Genomic DNA, 16,437 nt, shown 5'->3' with positions numbered 1-16,437 from the left:
TTCTATTGACTACAGAAGCCAGCTTCTCATTCTTCAAGTCGTTAACTACTCCCATAAATTCTTGCTCATACTCGCTGGCTGATTTACTTGGGTTTTGCATTTCAAACAACATTGCTTGGTTCATTAAAAGAGTCCTTAGCAAAGCTTGATTTTCAATTTCCGTTTCAAGAACAGCCGATAGCATTTCCGATAAACTAGAATCGTGTGAGTTTATGTTCTTCTCGAAAGCTTCTAAATCCATGTTTTTTTATTTTAATTGTAGCACAACTATTGTATATAAGACACTGTTCCGGTTATTGGCCCTTTAGCTGGAGTACTTTATACCTTAGCGTATAAAAATTTATACCTCCCCAGCCACACCTTTACAATATATAAAAATCCTCCTTAACTTGAGGCAAACTTTATACTTCCTATGCCACATATACAGCCCAAAACCACACCTATCTACCAAACCTCGGTTTTTGCCTTTGATGACCTGAATGCACTGGAGCAATACTTTGAGCAGCCAGGGCAGAGCTACATGTATACCCGCTATGGCAACCCTAACACAGATGAACTAGCGCAACAGGTAAATCAGTTGGAGCAAGGCGCAGGAGCAGTTGTGACTTCATCGGGCATGTCGGCTATACTTGCGGCGGTGTTGGCTGTCTGCAAAGCAGGTGATCATGTACTATGCGCGGAAGAAATCTATGGCGGTTCATCTGCGCTTCTATCGCAGGAGCTGACACGTATAGGTATTCGGGTAGATTTTGTGCCTACTGCAGATACGTATAGCCTGGCAAACTACGTGCAGCCGGAAACGCAATTGTTTTTGGTAGAAACCATGAGCAACCCTTTGCTTCAGGTATTTGATGTACAGAGGCTGGCACAGGAGACAAAGCGCGAAGGGATATTGCTGGTAATTGATAATACATTTGCCACACCTGTTCTTACAAAGCCACTTGCGCTTGGGGCAGATATGGTGATTCACAGTGTTACAAAATACCTTTCAGGGCATAGCGATGTAACAGCTGGTGTGGTGGTTTGTAAAGAGCAGGAGCACCTGCAGCGGGTACAGAAGGTGATGATGGTATATGGCCTTAACCTAAGCCCGTTTGACGGATGGTTAGCTGCCCGAGGTCTAAAAACTCTACGCCTGCGTATGAAGCAACACAGCAGTAATGCGCTTGTGCTGGCAAACTTCCTGCAACAGCATCCGAAGGTAGAGAAAGTATGGTACCCCGGCTTAGAGGAACACGCGCAGCATGCGTTGGCAAAGCAGCAGGGGCAGGGCCTGTTCGGAGGGATGATGAGCTTTAAAATAGTAGATGATACGGAGGCTGTGAACAGGTTTATGAGAGCCTTACCAACTATACCTTTTGCACCGTCTTTAGCGGGTGTCAATACTTCTATCTCTTATCCCTTGGGTTCTTCCCATCGTTCTCTAACCCCAGAGCAGCAGCAGAAAATGAGCATTACAGCTGGCGTTATCCGGTTATCGGTTGGCATTGAAGAGCCAGAGGAACTAGTCGCTGAGTTAGAAGCTGGCTTAGCGGCAGTTTAATTTCAGCACTAGAAGCTGAGAATATTCGTAAGAGACTTGGTGGCTGCTGAAGCGGTGGGCTAAGTAATCTCAACTGTAGCATTCCTTGTGCTGTTGCTGAGAAAGTTGTACTCCAGCGTTACCTCCCTTAGTTGTTTAAATCAAGATCAATACGTCGTTAAAGACTTATACCATACATGCTCGATTTCCCTAATGCAAAAATAAACCTGGGTTTATACATCACAGAAAAGCGGTCGGATGGGTTTCATAACCTGCAGTCCTGTTTTTATCCGGTGCAATGGTGTGATGCGCTTGAAATATTGCCGTCTACAGAAGAGCAATTTAAAATGACAGGATTGCCTGTGCCTGGAAGCTCAGAGAGCAACCTTTGTTTGAAAGCATATAAACTGTTGCAGCAGGATTATAGCCTGCCTCCAGTACACATGCACCTGCACAAGGTTATTCCGATGGGTGCTGGCTTAGGAGGAGGCTCGGCTGATGCAGCGTTCACCCTGCGTATGCTGAACAAGCTGTTTGAGTTGAAGCTTGATGCAGACGCACTTGAAAACTATGCACGCCAACTAGGTTCTGATTGTGCTTTTTTTGTGCAGAACAAGCCAGTAATTGCAACAGAGCGAGGCGATGTATTTGAGCCTGTAAAGTTAAGCCTGAGTGGTTATACTTGTGTAGTGGTGTATCCTGGTATACACATAACCACAGCCGAAGCCTACGGAAGTATAAAACCGCAACAACCGTCCTGCGATATGCACATGCTTTTAAAGCAGGACGTAGAGATATGGCACGACATACTTAAGAATGACTTTGAAACAGCTCTCTTCCCGAAGTATCCTGAACTGCAGCAGGCAAAGAGCAAGCTGTATGAGGCTGGTGCCGTATATGCTTCCATGACTGGCTCGGGCTCAGCGGTGTATGGGCTATTTAAAACAGAAGAACCCGGAGAGCTAGTCTTTCCTGACCACTACGCTATCTGGAAAGGTCTGCTGTAGCTTTTTCTTCTTGCGGCGTTTGTCAAATGTATCTAGTACAGGATAAATGAATACACTCAGCAAAATAACCGACGCTCCTAAGTAGAAACCGGAAGAAAGTTTCTCACTTTCCGGGAAAATAAGAATAGCCAGAATAATACCATATACTGGCTCAAGGTTGACCGTCAGGTTCATGGTATAGGCTGAAAAGCGCTGCATCAGGCGTACACCAGCCGTGTAGGCATAAACAGTACAGGCAAGGGTAAGTACAAGCAGGTATACCCAATCCATCAGCTGCATGCCAAAGGCCAATGTGCCTCCTGCTGCAAAAAATTGCGTGTATATCGGGAAAAATAAAACAGTGCCAAGGCAGGCACCAGCCATCTCGTAGCAGGTAATGGTGGTAGAAGGTACCAGTTTAACCAACCTGGAATTAATAATTGTAAAGATAGAGGCAAGCAAGGCAGAGCCCACAGCCATAGCAATGCCGATGATGCTATCAAAGCTTGTTTCGTGCTGAAAGATGATGTAAAGGCCCAGAATAATGAGCAGGGCCAGCAAAATCTCATGCGGCTTTACTTTAGTCTTAGAGATAAGCGGCTCCAGAAAAGCTGTCCAAAGGCTGGCAGTAGCCATGCCCACCAGACAGATAGACACAGATGCTACACGGGCAGCGGCAAAAAACAGAATCCAGTGGGCTGCAATGATAAAGCCTACGCCGATAATCTTTAATGCCATGGCCCGACCCATCCAAAAGGGAGTACCACGTTTGTAAATAATGGCTCCCAGGGCAAGTGCGGTAATGAATGTACGCAGCGCCACCAACTCCACTGCAGGTATACTGATCAGCTTACCAAGTATGGCCGTAAAACCCCACAGGAAAATAACAAAGTGAAGCTCTATAAAGTGTTTTAAGCTCGGCATTTAGCGCGGTACGTAACGGTATAACAAAGCTCCAATACCTGTAAATACGAAAGTCGGAATCCAGGCGGCAATTTGCGGGGCAATATCGCCAACTTGAGCCAAACTTCGGCTGGTGATAACAAAAATAATAAAAATGAAGGCCAGCATGAACCCCAAGGCTATCTGTACACCAACTCCACCCCGAGCCTTGCGTGCACTCACAATCACGCCGATTACTGTTAATATGATAATTGCAAAAGGATAGCTGAAGCGCTCGTATTTTTCAATCAGGTAAATCTCTATATCGTCTGCTCCACGTTCTATCTTTTCGTTTATAAAGTCGTTGAGTTGGGGCAGCGTTAGCGTTTGTTCCAGCTTATAGGTGCTTTCAAAGTCCTTAGGGCGAAGGTTCAGCGTTGTATCAAGGTTGGCACCTTTATAGATAGTTTCTTTTTCGCCGTTAAAGGTGCGCAGGGTGTAGCGGTCTATGTGCCACTTTTCTTTTTCCTCGTTCCAGGAAATGCTGTTGGTGGCCAGCTTTTGCTTTAGCTTAGTGCCTTCAATCTTTTCCAGTGCAAAGTTATAACCCACATGTGCCGAGTTGTTGTAACTCTCCATGTACACATAAGTTTCCGGCCCTATTTTGATGTGAATATTACGGCTGTCATAGGTAAAAGGGCTTTTGATATACTTAACCTGAAAAGCCACGCTCTCTTTATTGGCGTTTGGAATTATCCATCCGATCAGAACAAAGATAACAGCGCCAATTAAAGTGGAGCCCATTAGGTAAGGCACCAGCAAACGTCTGAAGCTGATGCCGCTGCTCAGCATGGCTACGATCTCTGTATGAGAGGCAAGCTTAGCCGTAACGAAAACAGTAGCGATAAACACTGTAATCGGGCTAAGCATGTTGGCGTAGAACGGAATCAGGTTCAGGTAATAGTCGAAAATGATCTCATACACGCTCGGGTTGGTTTTGATAAAGTCGTCGTTCTTCTCGGTAAAGTCGATTACCAGAATAACAGCCACCAATATCAGTACCGTGAACACATACGTGGTCAGGAATTTCTTAAGTATGTATTTATCGAGGAGCTTCACTTCAGTTAGTTACGAGTTAAAAGTTAAGAGTTAAGAGTGAGTGTCTGCGGTCATACTTGTGCATGAATTTTAACTTTCAACTCTTAACTTTTAACTGGCTCGCTAGAGCCTTGTCATTAATTTCTTTACCATCACATCTTTCCAGTCACGGAAAGTTCCATCTATGATTCTTTGGCGGGCTTGTTTTACCAGCCACAGGTAAAAGGTAAGGTTGTGTACACTAGCCACTTGTCCTCCTAAATACTCGCCGGCGTGTACAAGGTGGCGCAGGTAAGCTTTGCTGTAGAACGTACTCGCGTAGCCGCCTAACTCTGCATCTATCGGGCTAAAGTCATCTGCCCATTTTTTATTTCGGATGTTGATGATGCCTTGGGTGGTAAACAGCATCCCGTTTCGGGCATTACGCGTTGGCAGCACACAGTCAAACATGTCTACGCCCAGCGCAATGTTTTCTAGTATGTTGGCTGGCGTACCCACACCCATCAGGTAACGCGGCTTATCTTTAGGCAGTATATCGCAGACCAGTTCGGTCATCTCATACATCATTTCGGCTGGCTCGCCTACCGATAAACCGCCAATGGCATTGCCTTCGCGGCCAAAGCTGGCAATGGTCTCTGCCGATTGCACACGCAGGTCTTTGTAGGTGCTGCCCTGCACAATCGGGAAGAGCGTCTGATCGAAGCCATACTTGGGCTCCGTGCTGTCGAAGCGATCCACGCAGCGCTGCAACCAGCGGTGTGTGCGCTCCATAGAGTTGCGGGCATAGCCGTAATCGCAAGGGTAGGGGGTGCACTCGTCAAAGGCCATGATGATATCAGCACCAATAATGCGCTGCGTGTCCATCACGTTTTCCGGCGTGAAGTTTAGGGTAGAGCCATCGATGTGCGACTTAAACTTGACACCTTCTTCTTTTATCTTTCTGGTGCCAGCCAGCGAGAACACCTGATAGCCACCGCTGTCGGTAAGTATAGGACGGTCCCAGCCGTTAAATTTATGAAGGCCGCCTGCCTGCTCCAGTATCTGTAACCCTGGGCGCAAGTATAAATGATAGGTGTTACCAAGTATAATCTCGGCTTTTATGTCTTCTTTCAGTTCGCGCTGGTGTACTGCCTTAACAGTGCCTGCCGTGCCAACGGGCATAAAAATAGGTGTTTCAATGACTCCGTGCTCGGTTTGCACCACACCGGCGCGTGCTTTTGATTGAGCGTCTGTGGCTACTAAGTTAAATTGCATGGTTGTATCGTTACTGGCGCATCATCTTGCAAAAACAACACCAAATGCCAGTTTTGCCTTCAAAGGCTTCTTTTTCTTTAAGTTCTGAGATTTTAATCAACCGGCAAAGATACAAACTACGCCTGCACAAACCATAACCAACTTTAAATTTAGAACTCCCTTCGGAAATGGCTATACTTTGCCTAATTTTGAAAGAGGATGATGTACTGAAGGAGTCGTGCCAGGTATGGGAATCGGCGTAATGCTTACGCATCATTCGTAATTCGGAACTCGTAATTCGGAACTCGTAATTCGGAACTCTAAAATTGGTTACACTAATACTTCTCGGAGCATTGGCCCTTTGTGTGCTGGTGCAGCTATATTTTGTCTTCTTTAGGTTTTTGCCGCTCACCAAGCACCAGGACCCGGAGTCGGATGTGCAGCGGCCGGTATCCGTTATTGTGGCGGCACATGATGAGCTGGAGAACCTGGTAGAGCTGTTGCCTGCTTTGCTGGATCAGGATTATCCCGAGTTTGAAGTATTGCTCGTAAACGACCGTTCTGAAGACGACACTGAATTTTATACTTATGAGCTGGAGCGGCAGTTTCCGAACTTCCGGGTAGTCACTATCAAGAAAACACCGGATTATTTAAATCCTAAAAAGTATGCCTTGGCGCTGGGTATACGCGCTGCCAAGTATGAGCACATGCTGTTCACAGATGCCGACTGCCGCCCGTGCAGCAAAAATTGGATTCAAAAGATGCAAAGCGGCTATCAAACTGGCGCAGAAGTAGTACTAGGCTATGCTCCGTATGCACATTTAAAAGGATTTCTAAATCAGCTTATCCGATATGAAACCTTGCTGACCGGAATTCAGTATTTGTCTCAAGCAAGCAGAGGCCGAGCCTACATGGGCGTTGGCCGAAACTTATCCTACACTAAGGCGTGTTTCTTTAAAAACAAGGGTTTTGCATCGCACATCAAATTAATGGGCGGCGACGACGATCTTTTTGTTCGCGATGCAGCCAACAATAGTAAGGTTAGTATTGTTATCGACAAGGAGGCACAGACAATTAGCGTTCCCAAAAAGACGTTTCGGGAGTGGGTTGTCCAGAAAAGAAGACACTTATCGGTTGGTGGGCAATATAAAGCAGCAGACAGAAGAAGAATAGGAGCTTTTGTTGTATCGAATATACTTTTTTACATACTTTTCGTTATTCTTATGGTTGTAAATAGCCAATTCGCTATATTGGGCGCTTTGGTTTGTATTCGTTACGTAGCAGTTTTTCCTGTATATCTCGCAGCTGCCCGCAGACTAAACGATAAGATTCCCTTGTTGCTGATGCCTGTGCTGGATTTAGTTTACTTTGTAAACTACTTGTTCCTTGGGATATCTGTGTTACTGTATAAACAATTCAGATGGAAGTAAATAAACAATTCTCTGCAAAAGCAAAGCATGATTTTAAGCTAATTCAGGCGGCGGTAGAAGAAAAAGACGAAAAGGCGTATGCCGAGTTGATGAGTATCTACAAGAAGCCCGTGTACCACGTAGTGCTGAAGATGGTGCGCAACGCTGACGATGCAGAGGACTTAACCATAGAGGCTTTTGCCAAAGCGTTTAAAAACCTGCATAAGTTTAATCCCGAGTATGCCTTCAGTACCTGGCTGTTCCGGATCGCTACCAACAACTGCATCGACTTTATTCGCAAGAACAGAATCAAAACCATGTCTATCGACTCGGCTATCAAAATCGACAACGGCGATGAGATAACGATCGACTTTAAGGACAAGAACCTGAATCCGCAGGAAGAAGCGATCAAGAATCAGAAGATCGAGATTATGCAGTATGTCGTGGCTAAACTGCCAGACAAGTATCAGCGCCTGGTTACCTTGCGTTATTTTAACGAACTTAGCTACGAGGAGATTGCAACGGAGCTTAACGCACCGCTTGGTACCGTAAAAGCGCAGCTGCACCGTGCCCGCGAGTTGCTCTATGACATGGTGAAAAACAAAAAGCACCTCATTTAATAAGCATTGAATTAAGGTTAATATATTGATTACGGTTAAAGCCCCTGTTGCCCTCGTGCAGCCGGGGCTTTATACTTTACGCTAGTTCCGTTCATATTTCATACTTTTGCAGCAGTAGAGACACACGTAGCAAGACAAAGGACACAGGATTTATACTTGTGAAGTATAACTAGAATATGCCAGGAGTAGCTGATACTATACTTGAAGGAATCGGGAAGCAGTACTTATACTTGCGCCTGCGCAGGCAAGAGCGGGTAGAGCAGGAGTTACAGGTAAAGTACGAGGGTAAGTATAAAAATGCTGGCCTTGTGCTGCTCTTCGACCTGTTCATGGCCTTAGCCGTAGTTGCTGTTGTGGCACTGGTAGCAGCTGTTTTATACTTTGTCGTGTCTTAAGAACGCATTCATAATTTGTAATTCATCATTTATAATCAATATGAGCTCCATCCGCATCTTGCTTTCCGGCTATTTTCCTGAACTTACTGAAGACCAACTGAAGAAGTATGAGCAGATGGGCGAACTGTACCAGGAGTGGAACCAGAAAATTAACGTGATCTCGCGCAAGGATATGGATATGCTAGGCGTGCACCACATTCTCCACTCTCTAGGTATTGCCAAGGTGGTGTCTTTTCCAGAGCATACGTCGGTGCTGGATGTGGGTACGGGTGGCGGACTTCCTGGTTTGCCCTTGGCAGTGATGTTTCCGGAGGTGAAGTTTCATTTGGTAGACTCTATTGGCAAAAAGATACATGTGGTAAACGAAATTGCCCGAGAATTGCACCTCCACAATGTTACTGCCTCGCATACCCGTGCCGAGCAGGTGCGCGATAAGTATGATTTTGTGGTAAGCCGCGCCGTTACGCGCCTCGCCAATTTCTGGCCCTGGGTGATGAACAGCTTTAAAAAAGCAGGACTTGAAAAAGAAGGCTTATACTACCTGAAAGGCGGAGAGCTTCAGGAAGAGTTAGCAGAGTCGGGTCTTATTACCCATACTACTGAGTTAAGAGACTTTTTCAGCGAAGAATTTTTTGAGACAAAGAAAGTGGTATACGTGCCGCTCAGGGAGAAGTAGCGCCTGTAGTTGCTGTTTAAGTTTAAGCGCTGTAGCTGAAAAATTCTGGTGAACCCACCCCTAACCCCTCGGAGGAGGGGAATGTTCAGTAGCTGCTATTTCCCAAGTATAAGTTTCATATCAAGTGGTATTGCGCGGACAGGTCGCGACCTGTACCTATATAAATTTCAGGAGCTCCTTCAGCTTTGGCTTTTCAAGCCAGTCGAGTTGCAACCTCGACACCATAGTAGGATACAAGTCTGAAGACATGCACCATAGCGTGACTTGCACCTTAGTGTGACAACTTACGGCAGAGTGGACGACTGTGGAAGTACAGCTGTATCAGGTATAGCGAATCCCTAGGCTTGTGCAGTAGTAGCGTTACTTCTCATCATCCAGTAAAAACCTAACAGCCCTTGCGTCTGAATAATACCGGTGCTTTCTGAAATCCTCAGCAAAACCAACGTGACCACCTTGGGCAGGCATTTCCAGGTATAAGTTTGCATTAGCTTGCGCCTCCTGTATCGGATAACATTCCGGTGATAAGAAAGGATCATTCTTTGCATTTACAAGCAGCGTCGGTATTTCAATATTCTTTAGAAACTGTTTAGAGCTGACGCGGGCATAGTAGTCTTCTGCATTCTTGAAACCGTGAATAGGAGCTGTGTAGCGATCATCAAACTCAGGAAAAGACCATCGCAAACTATACTCGCTTAAGTCTAATTCCCCAGGATACATCTGCTGCTTCTGTTCCAGCTTCTTTCCTAAAGTCTTGAGGAAGCGCTGCGTGTATATCCGAGAAATTTTCTGCGCAGATCCTTTTAGATCAACAGGGGTAGAGAAAACAGCGGCACGTTTTACCTGGGCAGGAACCTGGTCTGGCGCCTCACCCAGATACTTCAGCGTGATATTACCTCCTGCACTAAAACCGGCTAAGTATACTGTATGATAGGTTTGGGCAGCCAAAGCATGCTGCAGCACAAAGTGAAGATCATCAGAAGCGCCAAGGTGATAGGAGCGGAGCAGCTTATTAGGTTCGCCGCTGCAGCTGCGGTAATTCCACGCCATAGCATCAATTCCCCTCGCATTAAAAGCCTTGACCATGCCTGTCATATACGGTCGGCCGGTGTCACCTTCTAAGCCGTGAGAAAGCACAATCAGTGTATCTGACCCAACCCTTGACCAATCTACATCTATAAAATCCTGGTCAGGTGTAACGATACGCTCCCGCTCATACTGCACGCCATCTACCTGCCTGAATAAGCTTGGCACAATGGTTTGAAGGTGGCCGTTAAAAAGATAAAAGGGCGCTTTATAAGTAGATGCTACAAGTGGCATGAGGAAAATTTGAGTGTAATAGCAATCGAACAAAATGGCATATCAGGCCGGAAAGCCCTCACCAGTATCAATACACCACTGATTAGCGTATAAAGGTAGAGCAACATACTTTAAAACTATGAAAATGATAGCAAAGTTTAAAACAATAGGATTTGCTTTGGCACTAGGTACTTTCATGTTTGCCTGTGATCAAAACACAGGAACAGAAACACCAATTGGTGAACCGGAAGCTGAAAGAGGCATTGTGCAGGAATCTGAAATGGAAGGCAGAGCAGCTTATGACGATTTCCATGGTTGGGTATCAACCAACACAGCCCGTGCTGATGAAGTAACAGAAGAAGAATACCGTGAGATGCGCACCGAGTATCAGCGCCGCGAAAGAGAAATGGAAGAGGCCTCTGCAGACTGGGATGATGAAACGCGCCAGGCGTGGGAGAGCACCAAGAATGATTGGAATGAATTTGAAAATAAAGTGCAAGGCCGCCTTGGCAATATTGATTAATAGACGTGCAGCGGAAGAATCTAAACCGGCAGCAATGTATGAAGCAAAAGCCACTGTAAGTTTTACAGTGGCTTTTGCTTTGAAGGCCATCAAGGGTAGAGTGAAGGGTTTATACTTGCTTTAGCAGGCTTAGCAAAGGCTTTGCTCTGTGTAAACTCTTCATCAGTTAGGGTATGCAGAAATAGAATGATTTTCTCCTGCTCTGCTGCTGTGATAGGTAAACCAAATTGGCCGTTCGGCTGCTGTAGCTGTGGGGCTAATGATGGAGACGGCTTTACTCCTGTGCGATAGTGGACCAGCACCTGCTCCAGGGTGGCAAAGCGACCATCATGCATGTAGGGTGCCGTGAGGGCTATGTTACGAAGTGTAGGTGTCTTATACTTGCCAATATCACCTGCCTGTTGGCTGATGCGTCCGCGGCCCCATGCCAATCTCTCATCGTCTTCTGAATACAGCACATCCAGTCCATTATTGTGATAATCCTGATCAGTAAAAAAATCAGAAGTATGGCAACTGCCACAATGCTGCTGAAACAATACGAATCCCTTTAGCTCTGCATCAGACAGCGCTCCACCAGCTTCCTGGCGTTTGTACTTGTCATAGCGTGCGTTGGCAGAAATAAGCGTGCGCTGGAACTGTGCTAACGCCCTGGTTATACTTGCCGAGGTAATGGAGTCGGAGTCGAAAGCCTGCCGGAACATTTGTGGGTAAGTTGCATGCTGCTGCAGCTCCTTAGTAAGCTCTTTTAAGTCCTGGGCCATCTCATCGGCGTGGGTAAGAGGGCCAAAGGTAAGTGATTCGATGTCTTTGGCTCCGCCATCCCAGAAGAAGCTCTTTTGCCAGGCAAGGTTGATGATGGCTGGCACATTCCGCTTGAGCTGCTTACCTGTTACACCTGCTGTAGTTAAAGCCTGCCCATCAGAGAAGGCTTTGTCAGGTTGGTGGCAGCTGGCACATGAAACCTTATTATTGGCTGATAAAATAGGGTCGTAGAACAGCGCGCGTCCTAATGCTACCCCTTCTGCAGTTAAAGGATTACGCTCAGGGGAGGGAACTGCGGAAGCAAGGTTAGCAGGCACGTTTAGGTGCAGCGGCACAGGCTGCTGTGTCGGTGCTTCCTGCGCATTCTTTTCACACCCTGCCAGCAGCAGGCCAAGCACAGTAAAAGCAACAAGTATGGCTGTCCGGCAGATCATTGGATCAAGTCACTATTTTGCAATAGCTTGCTGAAAGAAGTCAGTCGTATAATTCTCCACTATTTTAAGGGCAGCTTCACCGCCCATGGCAGTGTTCAGTTCATCAAAGTCTATCAGGTGCGGAGACTGAAACAGCGCGTTTAGCTCAGAACTGATTTGCAAGGTATAAGCAGGCGAGGTTCTGATGTCCAGTGGTTGCTGTAAAGGTAAGGTGAACGTTTTATAGTTGGCATCATGGCCGATATGGAAGATAAGCCCGCCGCTTTTGGTGTTGCCGGTATAGGTGCCTTCCAGCAGCAGGAACTTGTATCCGGTATCCCAGTTCCAAACCATGTCGTTGCTGGGGTCAAGGTCTCCTGGCTGATCGGTGGAGTGGTTATGTGCCGCATCCACCCCAAGGCTAAACTCAATTTTGCTATACTTGCCCGCAGGTACTTTAGCAAGGGTAAAGGCTGTTTTTTCTTCTGTCTGGTTGATCAGGTGGTAGCTTTCCGGCTCTGTATACACCACATTTCCGCTGGCATCAAGCAACTTTATATTGCTGATATAATATTTATAGTCTTCTACTTGGTACGTGTCGCCGGCGGGGCTGGTGTAGGTCTTGTTTAGCTCAATGGGCTGTCCGTCTACCAGGTTCTGAAACTGCACCGCAACATCTGCCTCAGCCACGGCATCTTCCTCGTCTGAGCAGGCACTGAACAAAGGGGCCATTGCAGCAAAAAGCACAAGCTTGGCCATTAAACTTCTGTACTTATACTTCATGGAGTATTATTTAAAAGGAGTTGAAAACCGTTTGTCTTTGGTAAACGATGAATCAGTGAGTGTATGTAAAAAAGCAATGATCTTTCTTTTTTCGTCTGCTGTGAGTAGTAGTGTTTTTCCGCCAGGCTCATTGCTGGCTTCAATAATAAGCGGGTCCAGGTTAGGACTGTTATACTTCAGGTGATCGTTATAGTGATCCAATACCTGTTCTAGTGTAGTAAAGCGGCCGTCGTGCATATAGGGTGCTGTGAGGGCAATATTACGTAACGATGGAGCTTTGAATTTTCCGTTGTCTTTTGCCAGACCAGTTACATCTCCTAAGCCATTGTCAGAGATAGTGGCATCCAACCCATTGTTATGAAACGTGCGGAGCGAAAAAAGTGTGCCGCCATGGCAGTCGCCGCAGTTGCCGCCGCGTGTATTGGTGCTGGGGTCAGGGTGTGTCAGGAACAGCTGCATGCCTTCTATCTCGTCGGGGCTTAGTTGCTCCTGATTGCTCATGTAGCGGTCGTAGCGTGAGTTGGCCGATATCAGCGTACGCTGAAACTGCGCAAGGGCTTTTAAAATCCTGTCTTCTGTAATGGTGGTGTCGCCAAAGGCTTTGCGAAACAAGGGCGGATAGAGGGGAGTGGCTTTTAGTTTTGTAACTGCACCGGCCAGGCTGCCATGTAGTTCCAGCGGGTCTTCTATAGGGATACGTGCTTGCTCTTCCAGACTTTGAGCCTTGCCGTCCCAGTTAAACTGACTAAACCAAAGCATGTTAGCAAGGCTCATGGAGCTGCGCTTACCCGGTATGTTATCAATTCCTAAACTAAGTGCTTTGCCATCAGTAAACGCTTTTTCCTGCTGATGACAGCTGCCGCACGACATCGTGTTGTTGCCAGAAAGCTTTCGCTCATAAAAAAGGTGGCGACCAAGCGCTATCCCTTCTTCGGTTAGAGCATTATCTTCCGGTATTATATAGTTTTGAGGAAAGTGTTTCGGGAGTGTAAGGGTATAGGGAGTAGGTGTTTCTTGCGTTACGGCAGGTGTTTCCTCATTACTGGAAGAGCAGGAGGAGAGGGTGAAAACCAGGGCCAGTAGCAGGAACAGGTGATTTGTTGTTGCCATGATACGCTATACATAAATAATTGCTATACTGTTACAGTATCAAATGTAGGTTAAACGCGCTGAATTAGTTATCTTTGTGAAAGATGAGCGCCTCATATTTTTTTGTGTGGAGTGCTTTGGAAATTAATTGTAAAGGATATACCTTTGCAGACTAATTTAGGAAACGGAATCAAAAGATTTAATATTATAGAATAACATGGCTAACCATAAGTCGGCATTAAAAAGAATCAGAGCGAATAACGCTAAACGTCTTCGTAACAGATATCAGGCGAAAACTACTCGTACTTTTATCAAGAGACTAAAAAACACAACTGACCAAACTGAGGCGCAGGAACTGTACAAAACTGTTTCTTCTATGCTTGACCGTCTGGCTAAGAAAAACATCATACACAAAAACAAAGCAGCTAACAACAAGTCTAAATTGGCTAAGTTCGTTAACGGCCTGGCTACTGCTGCTTAATTTTTGCTGTTTCAGTAAAAGGAGCCTTGCACCACAAGTGTAAGGCTTTTTTGTATGTATATTAATTCTGGTATAACAAGAAGTGCGCTATTAGGTGTGCAAACTTTCTGCTTGCCAAGGGTTGCGCAGGTAGAGCTCCTGCTGCACAGTTAAATTATTCAAAGCAGGTGGTGTGTGCTTGCCACCCAGCCTCTCTTGGTTAGCAGAAGCCACAGTCCTTATAGACTTTGCGTTCACAGCCTATAAGAACAGGCCTAGGGGAACTGGACATAGGCCATGCTAATACCCTTTAAATCAGAAAAGGCCCCGATGCTTCTGCTCCGGGGCCTTTTCTGATTTATGATTAAGTATAAACTTAAGCGACACTCAGCTTAATCATGTTGGTACGCTTCTGCTCATTGATAGGCATGCTGGCAGTATTGATAAATACTTCACCTTTCTGAATATAACCACCATCTAAGAGTGTCTGCTTGATGTCGGCAATAGTGCCGTCAGTAGATTCAAACTTATCATAGTAGAATCCGCGCACACCCCAAACCAGGTTTAGTGTATTAAGCAGCTGCTTGTTCTCTGTGAAAACAAAGATGTGTGCCTTTGGACGGTACTTGGCCAATTGGAAAGCTGTGTACCCAGACTTCGTCATGCCAATAACAGCACTGGCTTTTGTGTCGCGGGCCAGGTAACAGGCGCTGGCAACAAGGCTGTCGTTGTAGAACGTAGCAGACGCAGGGTCTAAGGTAAAGTTTCTGTGGAAAACTCCCTCGTGCTGCTCCTCTACCATCTGAATGGTTAGGTTCATGCTACGGATGGTTTCAAGTGGCCAGGCGCCTACAGCGGTCTCAGCGCTCAGCATCAGGCAGTGCGCTCCGTCGATCACAGCGTTGGCTACGTCGTTCGTCTCCGCACGTGTTGGGCGAGGGTTCACGATCATGCTTTCCATCATCTGCGTAGCAACAATCACAGGTTTACCGGCTTGGTTTGCCTTCTCAATCAGCATTTTCTGCATCATAGGTACTTTTTCCATACCTACTTCCACACCAAGGTCGCCACGGGCTACCATCAGGGCGTCTGCTTCAAGCACGATCTCGTCAATATTCTCGATTGCTTCAGGCTTCTCGATTTTTGCGATAACGCGGGTGTCTTTGCCGCGCTCCTTAATAAGGCGCTTGATTTCCTGTATGTCTTTTCCTGTACGAACAAAAGAAAGCGCTACCCACTCCACATCGTTATCCAGCCCAAACTGTAGATCTTCTATATCTTTCTCAGTAAGAGAAGGAGCAGATACCTTCGTGTTAGGCAGGTTTATGCCTTTGCGTGGCTTTACAATGCCGCCGTATTTTACAGTGGCTTCAACTTCTACATCCTTATCAGTTTTGGTAACGATTACCTCCAGTTTGCCATCATCGATAAGTATAGAGTCACCCACGTTTACATCCCTTGCCAGTTCGGTGTAGCTGGTAGCCAGGTGACTGCTGCTGCTCACAGAGCCATCGCAACGCAGTTTGATGGTCTCTCCCTCGCGAATCTCAACGCCACCGTTTTCTATTTCGCCCATCCTGATTTTCGGGCCTTGCAAATCCTGCACCAACGCGATATACGTGCCGTGTTCGCGGTTAATGCGGCGCACATGATCGATCACTTTCTGATGTTCAGCATACTCGCCGTGCGAGAAGTTTAAACGAAAGGCATCAACACCCTCCTTTACAAGGTCTACCAGACGCTCGTAGGAGTTACTGGCTGGACCAACCGTGGCCAGCACTTTTGTCTTATTAAATGAAATTTCCATACTTTAGAAGATCAGGTTCTCTTTGAATTTAAGTGTGAGAGGGTCAAACCTTTTGACATACTGCACCAGCGGAACCCGTGCTAATTTATTAAAGAATTCCTGCGGACGCAGTTGCTGCATAGCCCCGTTTATTTGCAGCACATAGTCATACTCTTTTATATCTGGCAGCAAAAAAGGCTTTTTAAGGCTTGAGCTGCCAAGGGCTTTGTTTTTTAACAAGCGCACTACATTGTTTTCGGATCTGTACTCAAAGTTTGAAATCAACATACCATTTTTCTCAAACCTGTTGTAACACAAGTCTTCGCTTTTGATGAGGTGCAGGTTCAATAATTTATTAAGGATCCACGCCAGCTTGTAGTCTTTGCTAGAAGAAACAAGCCCATACACGTCAAAGCCAAAATTATACTCTATATGCAGGCGGTGTGTTTTCATGCTAAACTTTGAAATGCTAAAATAAGAAACCTATGCTTGTAAATCAGAATA

The 16,437-nt window shown here is 46.1% G+C and carries 18 protein-coding genes; 8 read left to right on the top strand and 10 right to left on the bottom strand.

Features of this window, described 5'->3' with window-relative positions:
• Positions 1-241 (bottom strand): hypothetical protein (locus tag ACFQ2O_RS12775; RefSeq protein ID WP_377528187.1); only part of this gene is annotated, 241 nt, incomplete at its 3' end.
• A gap of 171 nt (positions 242-412) precedes the next feature.
• Between ACFQ2O_RS12775 and ACFQ2O_RS12770 the strand changes: the two genes are divergently transcribed.
• Positions 413-1,543, top strand: a complete 1,131-nt coding sequence (locus ACFQ2O_RS12770; RefSeq protein WP_377528185.1) for a trans-sulfuration enzyme family protein — start codon at positions 413-415, stop codon at positions 1,541-1,543.
• A 176-nt stretch (positions 1,544-1,719) separates the two neighbouring features.
• On the top strand, positions 1,720-2,529 hold the full coding sequence (gene ispE / locus ACFQ2O_RS12765) for a 4-(cytidine 5'-diphospho)-2-C-methyl-D-erythritol kinase (protein ID WP_377528183.1): 810 nt from the start codon (positions 1,720-1,722) through the stop codon (positions 2,527-2,529).
• Here ispE and ACFQ2O_RS12760 read toward each other — a convergent pair.
• From ACFQ2O_RS12760 to tgt, 3 genes are all read right to left on the bottom strand, one after another.
• On the bottom strand, positions 2,485-3,432 hold the full coding sequence (locus ACFQ2O_RS12760) for a DMT family transporter (RefSeq protein WP_377528181.1): 948 nt from the start codon (positions 3,430-3,432) through the stop codon (positions 2,485-2,487). The two genes, ispE and ACFQ2O_RS12760, sit on opposite strands and share 45 nt — an antisense overlap.
• The gene (locus tag ACFQ2O_RS12755; RefSeq protein ID WP_377528179.1) at positions 3,433-4,509 is read right to left on the bottom strand and encodes an LptF/LptG family permease; all 1,077 of its coding nucleotides are present in this window, start codon (positions 4,507-4,509) and stop codon (positions 3,433-3,435) included.
• 102 nt (positions 4,510-4,611) lie between these two features.
• The gene (tgt, locus tag ACFQ2O_RS12750; protein WP_377528177.1) at positions 4,612-5,742 is read right to left on the bottom strand and encodes a tRNA guanosine(34) transglycosylase Tgt; all 1,131 of its coding nucleotides are present in this window, start codon (positions 5,740-5,742) and stop codon (positions 4,612-4,614) included.
• A 305-nt stretch (positions 5,743-6,047) separates the two neighbouring features.
• Here tgt and ACFQ2O_RS12745 point away from each other — a divergent pair, with 305 nt between their 5' ends.
• From ACFQ2O_RS12745 to rsmG, 4 genes are all read left to right on the top strand, one after another.
• A complete protein-coding gene (locus ACFQ2O_RS12745) occupies positions 6,048-7,151 on the top strand; it encodes a glycosyltransferase (RefSeq protein WP_377528175.1) in 1,104 nt (367 codons plus the stop codon).
• The gene (locus ACFQ2O_RS12740) at positions 7,142-7,750 is read left to right on the top strand and encodes an RNA polymerase sigma factor (RefSeq protein ID WP_377528173.1); all 609 of its coding nucleotides are present in this window, start codon (positions 7,142-7,144) and stop codon (positions 7,748-7,750) included. The genes ACFQ2O_RS12745 and ACFQ2O_RS12740 overlap by 10 nt, the downstream gene beginning before the upstream one ends.
• Before the next feature lie 176 nt (positions 7,751-7,926).
• Positions 7,927-8,145, top strand: a complete 219-nt coding sequence (locus ACFQ2O_RS12735; protein ID WP_377528171.1) for a hypothetical protein — start codon at positions 7,927-7,929, stop codon at positions 8,143-8,145.
• Positions 8,146-8,185: 40 nt separating this feature from the next.
• Entirely contained in the window at positions 8,186-8,821 is a 636-nt protein-coding gene (gene rsmG, locus ACFQ2O_RS12730; RefSeq protein WP_377528169.1) for a 16S rRNA (guanine(527)-N(7))-methyltransferase RsmG, read from the top strand.
• Positions 8,822-9,181: 360 nt separating this feature from the next.
• On the opposite strand, the gene ACFQ2O_RS12725 is transcribed toward rsmG, so the two are convergent.
• Positions 9,182-10,138: a YheT family hydrolase gene (locus tag ACFQ2O_RS12725; protein WP_377528167.1), complete on the bottom strand. Its 957-nt coding sequence runs from the start codon at positions 10,136-10,138 to the stop codon at positions 9,182-9,184.
• Positions 10,139-10,256: 118 nt separating this feature from the next.
• Here ACFQ2O_RS12725 and ACFQ2O_RS12720 point away from each other — a divergent pair, with 118 nt between their 5' ends.
• Positions 10,257-10,640 carry a hypothetical protein gene (locus ACFQ2O_RS12720; RefSeq protein ID WP_377528165.1) on the top strand — a complete coding sequence of 128 codons (384 nt, stop codon included), beginning with the start codon at positions 10,257-10,259 and terminating at the stop codon, positions 10,638-10,640.
• 89 nt (positions 10,641-10,729) lie between these two features.
• On the opposite strand, the gene ACFQ2O_RS12715 is transcribed toward ACFQ2O_RS12720, so the two are convergent.
• Genes ACFQ2O_RS12715 through ACFQ2O_RS12705 form a run of 3 tightly spaced genes read right to left on the bottom strand, consistent with a single transcriptional unit; the run spans position 10,730 to position 13,708 of the window.
• Positions 10,730-11,836 (bottom strand): cytochrome-c peroxidase, encoded by a 1,107-nt coding sequence (locus ACFQ2O_RS12715; RefSeq protein WP_377528163.1) that lies wholly within the window; start codon positions 11,834-11,836, stop codon positions 10,730-10,732.
• Between the two features lie 12 nt (positions 11,837-11,848).
• Positions 11,849-12,598: an MbnP family protein gene (locus tag ACFQ2O_RS12710; RefSeq protein WP_377528161.1), complete on the bottom strand. Its 750-nt coding sequence runs from the start codon at positions 12,596-12,598 to the stop codon at positions 11,849-11,851.
• A gap of 6 nt (positions 12,599-12,604) precedes the next feature.
• A complete protein-coding gene (locus ACFQ2O_RS12705) occupies positions 12,605-13,708 on the bottom strand; it encodes a cytochrome-c peroxidase (protein WP_377528159.1) in 1,104 nt (367 codons plus the stop codon).
• A 196-nt stretch (positions 13,709-13,904) separates the two neighbouring features.
• Between ACFQ2O_RS12705 and rpsT the strand changes: the two genes are divergently transcribed.
• Positions 13,905-14,168 carry a 30S ribosomal protein S20 gene (rpsT, locus tag ACFQ2O_RS12700; protein ID WP_377528157.1) on the top strand — a complete coding sequence of 88 codons (264 nt, stop codon included), beginning with the start codon at positions 13,905-13,907 and terminating at the stop codon, positions 14,166-14,168.
• Positions 14,169-14,523: 355 nt separating this feature from the next.
• On the opposite strand, the gene pyk is transcribed toward rpsT, so the two are convergent.
• Both pyk and ACFQ2O_RS12690 read right to left on the bottom strand, forming a co-directional pair.
• Complete coding sequence (gene pyk, locus ACFQ2O_RS12695; RefSeq protein ID WP_377528155.1) at positions 14,524-15,954, bottom strand: pyruvate kinase; 1,431 nt, start codon at positions 15,952-15,954, stop codon at positions 14,524-14,526.
• Positions 15,955-15,957: 3 nt separating this feature from the next.
• Positions 15,958-16,386, bottom strand: coding sequence for an IPExxxVDY family protein (locus tag ACFQ2O_RS12690; RefSeq protein WP_377528153.1), 429 nt, complete (start codon positions 16,384-16,386; stop codon positions 15,958-15,960).
• Positions 16,387-16,437 lie beyond the last annotated feature (51 nt).

Origin of the sequence: Pontibacter rugosus (genome assembly GCF_042678745.1) — a bacterium.
GTDB classification, from domain to species: Bacteria; Bacteroidota; Bacteroidia; order Cytophagales; family Hymenobacteraceae; genus Pontibacter; species Pontibacter rugosus.
Note: the sequence above shows the minus strand (reverse complement) of the source record. Positions and strands in the feature narration are given on the sequence as shown.

Coding starts and splice junctions, on each gene's coding strand:
- ACFQ2O_RS12770 (WP_377528185.1), top strand. CDS start 413: ATGCCACATATACAGCCCAAAACCACACCTATCTACCAAACCTCGGTT.
- ispE (WP_377528183.1), top strand. CDS start 1,720: ATGCTCGATTTCCCTAATGCAAAAATAAACCTGGGTTTATACATCACA.
- ACFQ2O_RS12760 (WP_377528181.1), bottom strand. CDS start 3,432: ATGCCGAGCTTAAAACACTTTATAGAGCTTCACTTTGTTATTTTCCTG.
- tgt (WP_377528177.1), bottom strand. CDS start 5,742: ATGCAATTTAACTTAGTAGCCACAGACGCTCAATCAAAAGCACGCGCC.
- ACFQ2O_RS12740 (WP_377528173.1), top strand. CDS start 7,142: ATGGAAGTAAATAAACAATTCTCTGCAAAAGCAAAGCATGATTTTAAG.
- ACFQ2O_RS12735 (WP_377528171.1), top strand. CDS start 7,927: ATGCCAGGAGTAGCTGATACTATACTTGAAGGAATCGGGAAGCAGTAC.
- rsmG (WP_377528169.1), top strand. CDS start 8,186: ATGAGCTCCATCCGCATCTTGCTTTCCGGCTATTTTCCTGAACTTACT.
- ACFQ2O_RS12725 (WP_377528167.1), bottom strand. CDS start 10,138: ATGCCACTTGTAGCATCTACTTATAAAGCGCCCTTTTATCTTTTTAAC.
- ACFQ2O_RS12720 (WP_377528165.1), top strand. CDS start 10,257: ATGAAAATGATAGCAAAGTTTAAAACAATAGGATTTGCTTTGGCACTA.
- ACFQ2O_RS12715 (WP_377528163.1), bottom strand. CDS start 11,836: ATGATCTGCCGGACAGCCATACTTGTTGCTTTTACTGTGCTTGGCCTG.
- ACFQ2O_RS12710 (WP_377528161.1), bottom strand. CDS start 12,598: ATGAAGTATAAGTACAGAAGTTTAATGGCCAAGCTTGTGCTTTTTGCT.
- ACFQ2O_RS12705 (WP_377528159.1), bottom strand. CDS start 13,708: ATGGCAACAACAAATCACCTGTTCCTGCTACTGGCCCTGGTTTTCACC.
- rpsT (WP_377528157.1), top strand. CDS start 13,905: ATGGCTAACCATAAGTCGGCATTAAAAAGAATCAGAGCGAATAACGCT.
- pyk (WP_377528155.1), bottom strand. CDS start 15,954: ATGGAAATTTCATTTAATAAGACAAAAGTGCTGGCCACGGTTGGTCCA.
- ACFQ2O_RS12690 (WP_377528153.1), bottom strand. CDS start 16,386: ATGAAAACACACCGCCTGCATATAGAGTATAATTTTGGCTTTGACGTG.